An 11,796-nucleotide genomic window follows, 5' to 3' on the forward strand; every position below is an offset into this window, starting at 1 on the left:
AGCACCGGCTCACTCTCGGCGAACTCGCAGTCGTCAGTCCGCGCGCCGAACGGGCATGGCCAGCCACCTGCGCCGCGGTTGTGCGGCCCGGACCTCCCGTACCTGGGGAAAGTGAGCGCGGACGGTGGTGGTGATCAGCTCACTGAGGGTTCGTCCGCGTCCGGTGCACCCTCGGCACGCGCCGTGAAACTCCACGGTGAGCACCCCGTCGCACAGTGACCGGACCGTCACGTCGCCGCCGTGCGACGCCGCGGTGGGGGCCACAGCGCGCTCCACGAGGTCCGCGATCCGGCGAAGCGTTTCCTCCGTGCTGAGGTTCTCGCCACTGTTCGGTGCCGACAAGGCGGCCAACAACGCCGAGCGGACCCGCGGTCCGTCGTGGGTCCAGGACCTGTCGACGCCCAGCCAGGTATGCACTTCGCCGGCGCTGATCTCGGCCCGTTCGAGAACGCCTTCGTCGATGAGGGCGGTCAGTTGCGGCGGGCAGCCGGGCAGCTGGCGCGAGCCGATCAGCCAGCGCAGCAACCGAGGGTCGTCGGTGCGTTCCGGGTGCAGGGCAGGTACCGACAGCGTCATCCGGTCAACCACAGGGTGATGTGACGGGCGACGAATGCCCCGATCCAGGCCAGCACGAACATGTACGTCCAGGCCACCAAGGGCCAACGCCAGGAATTTGTTTCACGTCTGATCGTCGCCACCGTCGACATGCACTGCAGGGCGTAGACGAAGAACACCAGCAGCGCGACCACCGTGGGTGCGGTGAAGAGCAGCTCACCCTGGTGTGGTCCAGAGGTGTACAACGCCGATTGCACCGCCGTCGTCGGGTTCTCGGGATCGGTGGCCGCGAAAATTTGGCCCAGGGTCGCCACGAAGACTTCGCGGGCGGCCATCGCTCCGATCAGTCCTACGCAGATGCGCCAGTCGAAGCCGAGGGGATCGAACACCGGCTGGAGGAACTTACCGATGTGGGCGGCGAAGGAGTTCTCGACGACGACAGCAGCGGCGGCGTTGTCGTCCATGCCGGCAACCTGAGCGGTTCGGGTCGGCAGATTCAGCAAGAACCACAAGACGATCGACGTCGCCAGGATGATCGTTCCGGCCTTGCGCAGGAAGGCTTTTGCTGCATCCCACATTGTCAGCAAGACGGATTTGACCGGGGGGAATCGATAGGGTGGCATCTCCATGTAGAACGGAAGACTGTCACCGCCCAGCACCGTCGCTTTGAACAGCCAGGCAGCGGCCATCGCCGACACTCCACCCAGTAGATACAGCCCGAACATCGCCGCACCCTGGATCGAGACAGGTCCCCAACGCTGATCCGGTTTGACCAGCAGCCCGATCAACAAGATGAACACGGGCAGACGCGCCGAGCAGGTCATCAGCGGGGCGGCCATGGCGGTGGCAATCCGGTCCCGCGAGGACGGCAGGGTGCGAGTCGCCATGATGCCGGGGACCGCGCAGGCCAACGACGACAACATGGCCACGAAGGCCCGGCCCTCCAGACCGGTGGTCGCCATCAGACGGTCAACGAGGAAGGCCGCGCGCGACATGTAGCCGACGTTCTCCAGCAACGCGATCAGCAGGAACATCAACACGATCTGGGGGATGAACGCCAGTACCGTCCCGACCCCGCCGATGATGCCGTTGCCGATCAGTCCGGCGACCACGCTGTTGTGCACGTTTTGGGCAACGAAGCTACCCAGCCAGTCGAAGAAGTCGGTGATCATGGCCTGGAACGGGGCGGCGACGGTGAACACCACTTGGAAGAACGAGAACATCACCACCAGGAAGGCCAGTGATCCCAACAGCGGGTGCAGCAGGATGCGGTCGATTCGTGCACTGCGGCCGTCGGGTTCGGGGAGCCGGTAGTGGGCTGCCTTCAGGATCGAGGCGGTCCAGCTGGTGAACTCGGCATCATCGAGTGGTGGTGGTATCGGGGTGCGCGACCACTCGTGCGGCGCCGACAGCAGGGCACGCAGGGCGTCGAACCCCCTGCCTCGGTTGGCGACGACGGCGGCAGTGGGAATTCCCAATGCGGTCGCCAGCGCGTCCGTGTCCAGCCGGCCGCCGCGGGCGGCGAGTTCGTCGGTCATGGTGACGATGAGCAGCGTCGGCTTGCCCAGGCCGAGTATCTGCGCGACCAGGGACAGCGATCGTTCGAACACCGTCGCATCGACGACGACGGCGAGCGCTTCCGGTGGAGCGATCTTGGCTAGTTCACCGTTGAGCAGGTCGTAGACGACCTGTTCGTCAGGACTGATGGGCTGCAGGCTGTAGGTGCCGGGCAGATCCTCGATGGTGAACTTCGTTTCACCGTTGGGCCCGCGATAGCGGGCGGTGCCGACGCTGCGGCTGACGGTCACACCGGGGTAGTTGCCGGTGCGGGCGCGCATCCCGGTGAGCTGATTGAAGACGCTGGTCTTTCCCGCGTTAGGACTTCCGATCAGCGCGATGCGGGTTTGGTCGGCAGGCGCGGCGACTGGACCTTGGTCATGACAGGACGAGCTCACGGCTGGCTCTTGACCCGCACGTGCGCCGCTTCGCGGCGGCGCAGGCAGGTGTCGTAGCCGAGTAGGCGGTAAAGGGACGGGTCGCGCAACGGAGCGGTGCGCAATTTCGTGACTTCGACCCCGCTTCTAAAACCCAGGTGCCGTAGCCGGGTCAGAACGTCCGCGGGTGCGGTGGGGTCGAGGGTGACGATGTTTGCAGTGACACCAACCGGTAGGTCAACCAAGGTTTCCGGATGTTCTGGGCCAAGACGGGAATTGTCGCGCTGGCGGCGCGCTCGGCGCACGGGCAGTCCTCCGGTTCGAGAGTCACGATGCTGCGGAAGCTAACGATAAAGGAATCTACGCATCGAGGTAAGGCAACCCAAACCAAAGTACGGAAATTTGCAGCAAGTTCACGGCGACATCGTGCGGCGGCGGCGCTGGCCGACGCGGCGTGGACCATCTCGGCGCGCTTTAGACTGTGCCGATGGCAGCGGTGAGCGGGGGGAGCGACCGGAAGGGTCGGATCCCCGAGCGTGACATCGCCGCCATCCGCGATCGGGTGCGCATCGAAGAGGTGGTGGGCGACTACGTCCAGCTGCGCCGTGCCGGTGCCGATTCGCTGAAGGGCATCTGCCCGTTCCACGACGAGAAGTCGCCGTCGTTCCATGTCCGCCCCAACCACGGCCATTTCCACTGCTTCGGCTGCGGTGAGGGCGGCGACGTCTACGCCTTTATGCAGAAGATCGAGCACGTCAGCTTCGTCGAAGCCGTGGAGACGCTGGCCGACCGAATTGGCTACTCGGTGACCTACACCGGTGGCGGCACCAGCGTGCAGCGCGACCGCGGCAGCCGCAGCCGGCTGATCGCCGCCAATATCGCCGCCCAGGAGTTCTACGCCGCCGCGCTGGATTCCGAAGAGGCGGCCCCGGCGCGGAAGTACTTGACCGAGCGCAACTTCGACGCCGCCGCGGCCCGCCAGTTCGGGTGCGGCTTCGCTCCGTCGGGCTGGGATTCGCTGACCAAGCATCTGATTCGAAAGGGCTTCGAGTTCAAGGAACTCGAAGCGGCCGGGCTGTCCCGGGAGGGTCGGCGCGGTCCGATGGACCGGTTCCATCGCCGGCTGCTGTGGCCGATCCGCACCGCCAGCGGCGAAGTCGTCGGCTTCGGGGCGCGCCGCATCTTCGACGACGACCAGATGGAAGCCAAGTACGTCAACACCCCGGAAACGGTGTTGTACAAGAAGTCCAACGTGCTCTTCGGCATCGACCTGGCCAAACGCGACATCGCCAAGGGGCACCAGGCCGTCGTGGTCGAGGGCTACACCGACGTGATGGCCATGCACCTGGCCGGTGTCACCACCGCGGTCGCCTCGTGCGGCACCGCGTTCGGCGACGAGCACCTGTCGATGCTGCGGCGGCTGATGATGGACGACAAATTCTTCCGCGGCGAACTCATCTACGTCTTCGACGGCGACGCCGCCGGGCGTGCGGCGGCGCTCAAGGCGTTCGAGGGCGAACAGAACCTGGCCGGCCAGAGTTTCGTTGCGGTGGCCACGGAAGAGAAATTGGCGGGGCTGGATCCGTGCGATGTCAGACTCCGGTTTGGCGACGGCGCGCTGCGTGACCTGGTGGCGCGGCGCACGCCGCTGTTCGAGTTCGCGATCCGCACGGCGCTGGCCGACCATGACCTCGAGCAGGCCGAGGGGCGGGTGTCGGCCTTGCGCCGCTGCGTGCCGATGGTCGCCCAGATCAAGGATCCGACGCTGCGTGACGAGTACGCCCGCCAGCTTGCGGGCTGGGTCGGCTGGGACGACGTCGCGCAGGTGATCTCGCGGGTCCGGGAGGAGGCCGGCCACAAGCCCGGCGTGCGGGGCGACAACCGGAGAGCGGCGCAGGCCCGGCCCAAGGTGGCCGGTGACGCCGGCGCACGACGGCCCGATCCGCGCGATCCGACACTGTGGCCGCAACGCGAAGCGCTCAAGGCCGCCCTGCAGTACCCGGCGCTGGCCGGTCCGGTGTTCGACTCGCTGACGGTGGAGAGTTTCACCCACCCCGGCTATGCCGCGGTGCGCACGGCCATCGCGGCTGCCGGCGGGACGTCGTCGGGGGTGACCGGTGCGCAATGGATCGACAGCGTGCGCGGACACGCGAACGCCCCCGCCGCCGAAGGCTTGATCCTCGAGCTCAGCGTCGAGGCCATTCGGGTGGAGGACGAGGAGAAACTGCCCCGCTACATCGGTGGCGTGCTGGCCCGCTTGCAGGAGGTGTGGGTCGGTCGCCAAGTCGCCGAGGTGAAGTCCAAGCTGCAGCGGATGTCGCCGGTGGAACAGGGAGACGAATATCACGCCCTGTTCGGGGACCTGGTGGCGCTGGAGGCCTACCGGCGTAGCCTGCTGGAACAGGCCAGCGGCGACGACCTCACTGCATGAGGCTGGCCAGCACGCTATGGTTAACGCGCAGCCTGTCTCCGGCGAAAGGTCAGATATGACTACCGCGAAAATTCGTGCACGGCGTATCGCCGCCATGGGCGCGCTGGCTGTGGCCGCGGCTGCCGTGCCGGCCCTGGCTGAGCTGACGGCTCCCGCCGCGTCGACCACCGCCACCGGCACTTGCCTGGCCTGGTTCGGCTCGCGGGGCGACGGGCAATGCCTGTCCTACTCGAACAACAACGTCAACGTCGGTACCCCGCAGCTCGGTGTGTACGGTCCCGACTCCGGGTCGATGCCCGGTGGCGGTATCGGTGTGAGCACCGGCCCGCTGCTGCCCGGCCAGACCATCAGCATCCCGCTGGGGTAATTAAAGCCCCGATTAGTTCGTCTCAGACCGCCGTGGTTCCACCACGGCGGTCTCTGCGTCTATCTCGGTCAGCGTGACCATCTTCGGGTCGGGATCGGGCGATACGCGATCGGCGAGCTTGCGGCGCCCGGCGTCGATCACCGTCTTGGTAGCGGGATTGCCGGTCACGGCGCGGTAGGTGCCCACGATCTGCTCGTAGCGCCGACGGCCCGCCTTCGAGCCCAAGACGTAGCCCACTCCCAGTGCAGCCAGAAACCGGATCACTGCGCTCCCTTCCGAAAACCTCGCCCCACCATCCTGCCTGACGCGGTGGGGTCGGCGCCTGGCCACCCGTTTTGGCATGAGGGCCGCCCGGTACGCTAGAGTCACTTCCCGGCCCGCTCAGCGCTCAACGCTTGCGCGGGAAGGTAGTCCCCTGTAGCTCAATTGGCAGAGCTTCCGACTGTTAATCGGACGGTTGATGGTTCGAGTCCATCCGGGGGAGCCAGGTCAGGTGGCTCGTTACAAGCCGTGCGACATTGGCGAACCTAGAGTAGGTTCAACCCGCTTTGGCCAGTCCGTCGACCCCGTGATGATCTCCACAACGACGTTCGGCCTCGCGACGAATCCGACGAGGCTAAGGGGAATCGCGTCGCTGGCCCCGTTTCGCTGAACGCCAGGGTGAGCGGTGGTGCACTGCCGGCACGTTCGCCCAAGACCGCCAGACCGGTGAGCAGTTCGCCGCCGTTTCACCGAATCAGAGGCTGAACCTTTGATTCGGCCGCGGAACTGTTGCATACCAGCCGAATTCGCGGTTCAGTCGGGTGCGCAGGGTATCGGCAGGCTGAGGTTCGCCGTGGACAACGAACACTTCTCGGGGCGGCGCGTCGAACCCGGCTGCCCAACGGATGAGTTCGTCGGCGTCGGCGTGCGCCGACAGCATCGCCAGGTTGGCGACTTGGGCGTTAATCGGGATCCACTCGCCGTGGATCCGTACGAAGCGCTGACCGGCGGCGATCGCCGCGCCGCGGGTGCCGGGTACCTGATATCCGGTGATCATGATTGTGTTGCGGGCATCCGGGGCGAACGCTTTGAGGTGGTGCAGGATGCGGCCGCCGGTGGCCATCCCACTGGCGGAGATCACGATCTTCGGATCCCGGCTGGCTGAGATTGCCTTGGACTGCTCGGAGTCGCGGGTGTATGTCGCCATGGCGCACATGCCTACGTAGACCTCCGGGCGCAGCCGGTGGTCACAGCGATAGGCGCCGAGCAGGTCGCTGGCATTGATCGCCATCGGGCTGTCCAGGTAGACCGGGATGTCCGGCAGCCTGCCCGCCGCGCGTAACTGCCACAGGTAGTAGAGCAGCGTCTGGGCCCTGCCGACCGCGAACGCCGGGATCACCAGGGTGCCGCCGCGAGCCACTGTCGAGTCGATGACCTCGGCGAGTGCGTTGACGGGGTCTGCCTGGTCATGCAGACGATCGCCGTAGGTCGACTCCATCACCAAGTAGTCCGCAGTGGTCACCGGGTCGGGATCGTGCATCACCGGGTCGTCGTAACGGCCCAGATCACCGGTGAACACGATGCGTCGGCCGTGCCACACCACCTCGACGGTCGCCGCGCCAAGAATGTGCCCGGCTCGGCGGAACGTCGCAGCCGCCTCGGTGCCTGGGACACGGAACTCGCCTCCGAACGGGTGGGTGTCAAATGCGTCGATGGCGCTCTGGGCGTCTTCGCTGTCATACAGCGGCAGGGCGGGGTGATGCTTGCTGGCCTTGTGCTTGTTGAGGAACGCCGCGTCCCGCTCCTGCAGGTAGGCACTGTCCCGCAGGATGATCTCGGCGACTGCGGCGGTCGCCTGGGTGGACAGGATGCGCCCCCGGAACCCGTCGCGGACCAACCGAGGCAGGTAACCGGTGTGATCGAGGTGGGCGTGGGTCACGATCACCGCGTCGATGCTTGACGGCTCGACGGCCAGCGGCGCCCAGTTGAGCTCGCGCAAATTCTTCACACCCTGAAACAGGCCGCAGTCCACCAGGATTCGCCTGCCCTCGGCTTCCAACAGATGTTTGGAGCCGGTGACGGTGTTGGCCGCGCCCAGGCAGCGCAGCGTGAGTTCGACGCCGGAGGCCATGTCGAGAGTGTTTCACCAGGCGGGGCGGGTTGGTGGCGAGTGCCGTAATTGGCGACTGACTCCCTTCATCGAGGTGAGGAATGGCGACCTGGTCAGGGACTTGTGGCACTTTTCTGGTCTGTGCAGGCGCAGTGGGGTTGACGGTACGTCGACCGACGGTGGGAATCGTAGAGGATGCCGATGCGTGACAGGGATCAACGGCTACGCAACGAGGTGGAGCACCCGGAGCGCTACGCGGAGGTGACCATCACCTCCTGCGATGTGCCGATAGTGCTGTCGGTGTGGCATGGCCAGTCGGGTGGACCGGTGGCGGTGTTCTTGCCTGGAACCATGACACATCCGCTCTTCTATGAAGAATTCTGCGACGGGCTTGCCGCTATGGGCATCAATGTCGTGGGCGTCCACTTCGAGGGGCACGGCAAGAGCCCGCGCGTGGGCCGGCTCCTGCGCCTGGAAAGCCTGGTCGCCAACGCACTGGACGCGACGTCGTGGGCGCGTGCGCGATTCGGGCGCTGGCCGGTGGTCGTGGGCTCCAGTCAGGGCGGAGTGCTGGCGATGATCGTCGTGACCCGCGACCGACAGCTGGCCGGCGTGGTGGCTCACAACATCCTCGATCCCGAACTTCCCGCTTCCATCACGGTGTCACGGTTTCCGTCTTTCCTTCAGCGTGCCTACCAGCCGGCGATGCGTGGCCTGCGCCTGCTGGCCAAGTTCGTGCCCCGGCTACCGATCTCCTTCAGTGTCTATCTCGACATGACTCGGGTCTGTCGTGAGCCATGGACCGCCGAGCAGTTCTTATTGGACCCACTGAGTCTGCGTACCTACCCGGTCGCCTTTCTGGCCGACCTGTTGACCGCCGACATGAGCGGCGTCCGAGACGGCACCATCGCATGTCCCATCGTGGTCGTCGCCGGGCGCGGCGACCCCTTGTTCAGCCTGGACTACACCAAGCAGGTCTTCGCCCGAATCGTCGCTCCGGCAAAAGAGCTGGTCGTGTTCGACACCGATCACCACCTGCTGTTCAACGAATGCCTTCCGCTCGTGCTCGGTCGGGTCGCGGAACTCATCGCGCTCCTAGACCGCTCAGTGGGCCAGCGCGCGGGCGATCATGCCGGTGGCCCGCAGGCCGTAGAAGGCGGCGCGCTTGGACACCAGCCCTGAGACAGGCGCCAGGACCACATGCCGCAAGCCGGCTGTGTGGAACTGCCGAAGCTTCGCCACCACTTGCTCAGGAGTGCCCCACAGCAGCGGCCCTTCGGTCAACACCTCGGTGGGCACGGCATCGATGGCATTGTCCATCGTCCGGCGGTCATAGCGGTCGGGGACAAAGTCGACTAGGGGATTAAACCGCTCACCGAACGGGTGCGCCACCCCGGCTTGTCGCCACACATCAGCTGGCGCCATGAGCCCGAGCGCGCGAATCACTTTGGTGTCCAGCATGGCCCGCACCTCTGATTCGGATTGGGCGACCACCAGAAAGCGATGCAGGGCAGGGGTGATCGAGGCAGGGTCGCGTCCGGCGTTACGGGCCGCGATCCGCACGGTCTCCAGTTTGATGGCATATTCGTCGGGGGAGGCCACAGCAGCGGGATACCACCCGTCCCCGTAGCGCCCAGTCAAGCCGAGCATGCGCCGACCGTGTCCGGCTACCCAGATCTGCGGGGTCCGTCCGCTGGCCGGTTTGAGGTCCATCGTCGCCCGATCGAGGTTGAAGTGCTTGCCGGAGAACGTGATCGGTCCTGCTCCGTAGAAGCACTGACGGATGATCTGTAACGCCTCTTCCAAGCGGGTCACCGGCTCGGAGGGGTCCAGCCCGTAGGGGTCGATGTTCATTCGTTCGCCGGCCCCGATGCCGAGGATAGGGGCGCGTTTGGTCAGATGCGACAGCGTCATCATGGCCTGGGCGATGACCAGGGGGTGGCGCCGGATGGGTTCGGTCACACCGACTCCCAGGCGAAGGGAGCCGACCCGCGAGGCGAGATGGCCCAGTAGGACTTGATAGTCGAAGAATTCGTGCGGGGTTGACCGTTGCGCGGCAAGCCAGGTCAGTTCGCGATCCCAGATCGCGGTGGGGAAGACGTTCTGGAAGTGGTCGATGACCATCACCGAGTCGAGCCGCATCACCCGCGCTCCGACCAGAAAAGCACGTAGCGCGGCCAGTGGAGGTTGCGTGCCGATCTGAAAACCGACCGAGACCGACGGAACCCGTTTCACGACTCCACTTTTCCGGTGGGCCGACGGGCGGCAACGGCTGTGTAGATCTCGAACCACACGACGCCGGCCACACCGGCGACTACCGCGACGAGCCAGCCAAGTGCAGGCAGTGGTCCGAAGTTGAAGGCGTGCCGCAACGCCGGCACTGTGCGAAAAGCCTTGTCCATCGGGTCGGCGGGGTGCGTTCGGCGTCGATCGTGCGGAAGCGTCGCGCCGATCTTGCCCAACTCGGTTCCGGCGCCGGTTTCCTTGGCCACCGCAATGGCGTGACCCTTGACCGCGAGCGTGCCGGAGAACACCCACGGGGTAGCATCGCCACCCGGCTGCCCCATGTCGGCCGACAACTGTTCTCCCGAGCCGGCGACCTTACGTACCGGGACCGATTCCCCGGTCAGGGCCGATTCATCCACCGAGAAGTTGTTGCCTTCCAACAGGATTGCGTCGGTAGGCACCCGGTCGCCCTCGGCCGGCAGGATCACGTCCCCGCGGACCACATCGCGTCCGGCGATGCGGACCTGCTGGCCGTCGCGGATCACCAGGGCGCGCGGCGAAGACAGATCGCGCAGCGCGGCCAGCGCGAAGTTGACGGCGCCCGCGCCGAGCAGTAGCAGCAGCATCGGCTGCCGGACGACGTCCCTGGCCTCTTGCAGCAGGTTGCGTCGTTTCGCCGTGGGCAATTCGTTGGGCCCATCGGCCGCCAGTCGCCGTGCCGCCTCCTGCGCCGACAAACCGTCCAGCAGCACCGGGGCCCCCATGGCGCTGATTGTGTCGTACGTTGATGGCGATATGAAGGCTTTCGGGGTGGCCTGGGACGCCTGGCGCACCACGCGGGGCGGCGCCGGTGCGGTCACGGCCCGACAGACGACGCGGTTGCAGGCGCTGGTTGCGCACGCCCGCACTCATTCGCGGTTTTACGCCGAGCACTACCGGGATGTTCAGCGAGGTCCGGTGAATCTGGCAGCCCTTCCCTCGCTTCCCGCCGTGTACAAGCCCGAACTGATGGCCCGATTCGACGAATGGGTCACCGATCCCCGGCTGACCAGGACGGCCGTCTCGGCATTCGTCGCCGATCCCGCCAACACCGGACGCGACATGTTCGGCGAGTACGTCGTCTTCACCACGTCGGGGTCGACGGCCGAGCCGGCACTGTTGATCGAGGATCGTCGGGCGATGGCAGTCATGTTCGGGCTGACGTACGCGCGGTCGGCGGGGGTGTTGCCGCCGGGGCTGATGCTTCGCGTTCTCGGCCGCGGGGCGCGCCAAGCCGCGCTGTTCGCCACCGGCGGCCATTTCGTGGCTACCGTGATGTTCGAGCGTCGGCTACGCGCTCATCCGGTGCGTCGCCGCTACTCTCGCTTCCTCTCGGTGCTGGACCCGCTGCCGGAGATCGTCGCAGATCTCAACGAATTCCAGCCTGTGCTGCTGGGCACCTACGCCAGCGCGCTCAGTGTGCTCATCGACGAACAGGAGGCCGGGCGGCTCAACATTCACCCGATCGTCATTACCAGCGGGGGCGAACTGCTGCTGCCGAGTGTCCGGCAACGCGCGCAGGATGTGTTCGGCTGCGTCGTGACGGAAACCTACAACGCTTCGGAGGCCACCCCGCTGTCGCTGCCCTGCCGCCTGGGCAACCTGCACCTGAACACCGACTGGTATCTGGTCGAGCCCATCGACAGCTCCGGCGATGTGGTGCCGCCCGGGCGCCGATCCGATTCGCTGCTCTTGACCAACCTGGCCAACCACGTGCAGCCGCTGATCCGCTACGAGATGGGCGACAGCGTCGTCGTGGCCGCCGACCCGTGCCCATGCGGCAGCCCGTTACCGACGGTGACGCCGGAGGGTCGGACCGACGAGCTGCTGAAACTCCCTGCGCGAGAGGGCGGTGAGGTGGTCTTGATTCCGATGGCAATCGCCACCGTGGTCGAAGAGACGCCCGGTGTGTTGCGCTATCAGATCGTCCAGACTGCACCCGCAGGCCTCACCATCCGATTGGACGAAGATGCCGGCAGCGACCGGTGCGCGGTATGGACAGAGGTAAACCGACGGCTCAGAGGTTTCATCGCCGCCCAGGGCGCCGGTCCGGTGGCCATAGACCTGGCCGAGCAGCGCCCCGAAGTCAATCCCCGAAATGGGAAGTTGCGACATGTGTTCCGTGCTGTGCGCCGCTGAGATGCGGACTTCG

Annotated in this window: 11 protein-coding genes and 1 tRNA gene; 5 read left to right on the top strand and 7 right to left on the bottom strand. The window is 66.2% G+C overall.

What is annotated here, in order from left to right:
* Positions 1 to 33: 33 nt before the first annotated feature.
* The 3 genes from ACXDF8_RS13570 to ACXDF8_RS13580 are packed head-to-tail and all read right to left on the bottom strand — an operon-like array spanning position 34 to position 2,794.
* Positions 34 to 576, bottom strand: coding sequence for a NifU family protein (locus tag ACXDF8_RS13570; protein WP_457223780.1), 543 nt, complete (start codon positions 574 to 576; stop codon positions 34 to 36).
* Entirely contained in the window at positions 573 to 2,510 is a 1,938-nt protein-coding gene (feoB, locus tag ACXDF8_RS13575) for a ferrous iron transporter B (RefSeq protein ID WP_457223781.1), read from the bottom strand. Before feoB ends, ACXDF8_RS13570 begins: the two co-directional genes overlap by 4 nt.
* Positions 2,507 to 2,794 (bottom strand): FeoA family protein, encoded by a 288-nt coding sequence (locus ACXDF8_RS13580; RefSeq protein ID WP_457223782.1) that lies wholly within the window; start codon positions 2,792 to 2,794, stop codon positions 2,507 to 2,509. Before ACXDF8_RS13580 ends, feoB begins: the two co-directional genes overlap by 4 nt.
* A 182-nt stretch (positions 2,795 to 2,976) precedes the next feature.
* Here ACXDF8_RS13580 and dnaG point away from each other — a divergent pair, with 182 nt between their 5' ends.
* The gene (gene dnaG, locus ACXDF8_RS13585; RefSeq protein ID WP_457223783.1) at positions 2,977 to 4,920 is read left to right on the top strand and encodes a DNA primase; all 1,944 of its coding nucleotides are present in this window, start codon (positions 2,977 to 2,979) and stop codon (positions 4,918 to 4,920) included.
* Between the two features lie 55 nt (positions 4,921 to 4,975).
* On the top strand, positions 4,976 to 5,287 hold the full coding sequence (locus ACXDF8_RS13590) for a DUF7155 family protein (RefSeq protein ID WP_457223784.1): 312 nt from the start codon (positions 4,976 to 4,978) through the stop codon (positions 5,285 to 5,287).
* 12 nt (positions 5,288 to 5,299) lie between these two features.
* Here the strand turns inward: ACXDF8_RS13590 and ACXDF8_RS13595 are convergent, their stop codons facing one another.
* The gene (locus ACXDF8_RS13595; protein ID WP_457223785.1) at positions 5,300 to 5,551 is read right to left on the bottom strand and encodes a hypothetical protein; all 252 of its coding nucleotides are present in this window, start codon (positions 5,549 to 5,551) and stop codon (positions 5,300 to 5,302) included.
* Between the two features lie 147 nt (positions 5,552 to 5,698).
* Here ACXDF8_RS13595 and ACXDF8_RS13600 point away from each other — a divergent pair.
* A tRNA-Asn gene (locus tag ACXDF8_RS13600) sits at positions 5,699 to 5,774 on the top strand.
* Positions 5,775 to 6,023: 249 nt separating this feature from the next.
* Here the strand turns inward: ACXDF8_RS13600 and ACXDF8_RS13605 are convergent.
* Positions 6,024 to 7,400: an MBL fold metallo-hydrolase RNA specificity domain-containing protein gene (locus ACXDF8_RS13605; protein WP_457223786.1), complete on the bottom strand. Its 1,377-nt coding sequence runs from the start codon at positions 7,398 to 7,400 to the stop codon at positions 6,024 to 6,026.
* A 180-nt stretch (positions 7,401 to 7,580) separates the two neighbouring features.
* Between ACXDF8_RS13605 and ACXDF8_RS13610 the strand changes: the two genes are divergently transcribed.
* The gene (locus ACXDF8_RS13610) at positions 7,581 to 8,561 is read left to right on the top strand and encodes an alpha/beta hydrolase (RefSeq protein WP_457223787.1); all 981 of its coding nucleotides are present in this window, start codon (positions 7,581 to 7,583) and stop codon (positions 8,559 to 8,561) included.
* On the opposite strand, the gene ACXDF8_RS13615 is transcribed toward ACXDF8_RS13610, so the two are convergent.
* Positions 8,484 to 9,614 carry an LLM class flavin-dependent oxidoreductase gene (locus tag ACXDF8_RS13615; RefSeq protein WP_457223788.1) on the bottom strand — a complete coding sequence of 377 codons (1,131 nt, stop codon included), beginning with the start codon at positions 9,612 to 9,614 and terminating at the stop codon, positions 8,484 to 8,486. The genes ACXDF8_RS13610 and ACXDF8_RS13615 overlap by 78 nt on opposite strands.
* Entirely contained in the window at positions 9,611 to 10,369 is a 759-nt protein-coding gene (locus ACXDF8_RS13620) for a P-type ATPase actuator domain-containing protein (RefSeq protein WP_457223789.1), read from the bottom strand. The genes ACXDF8_RS13615 and ACXDF8_RS13620 overlap by 4 nt, the downstream gene beginning before the upstream one ends.
* A gap of 10 nt (positions 10,370 to 10,379) precedes the next feature.
* Here ACXDF8_RS13620 and ACXDF8_RS13625 point away from each other — a divergent pair, with 10 nt between their 5' ends.
* Positions 10,380 to 11,783 (top strand): phenylacetate--CoA ligase family protein, encoded by a 1,404-nt coding sequence (locus ACXDF8_RS13625; RefSeq protein WP_457223790.1) that lies wholly within the window; start codon positions 10,380 to 10,382, stop codon positions 11,781 to 11,783.
* Positions 11,784 to 11,796: the final 13 nt, after the last annotated feature.

Source organism: Mycolicibacterium sp. CBM1 (genome assembly GCF_054073305.1).

Bases quoted from the DNA above. Each gene is read 5' to 3' on its own strand.
- ACXDF8_RS13570 (WP_457223780.1), bottom strand. From the start codon at position 576: ATGACGCTGTCGGTACCTGCCCTGCACCCGGAACGCACCGACGACCCT.
- dnaG (WP_457223783.1), top strand. From the start codon at position 2,977: ATGGCAGCGGTGAGCGGGGGGAGCGACCGGAAGGGTCGGATCCCCGAG.
- ACXDF8_RS13590 (WP_457223784.1), top strand. From the start codon at position 4,976: ATGACTACCGCGAAAATTCGTGCACGGCGTATCGCCGCCATGGGCGCG.
- ACXDF8_RS13605 (WP_457223786.1), bottom strand. From the start codon at position 7,400: ATGGCCTCCGGCGTCGAACTCACGCTGCGCTGCCTGGGCGCGGCCAAC.
- ACXDF8_RS13610 (WP_457223787.1), top strand. From the start codon at position 7,581: ATGCGTGACAGGGATCAACGGCTACGCAACGAGGTGGAGCACCCGGAG.
- ACXDF8_RS13620 (WP_457223789.1), bottom strand. From the start codon at position 10,369: ATGGGGGCCCCGGTGCTGCTGGACGGTTTGTCGGCGCAGGAGGCGGCA.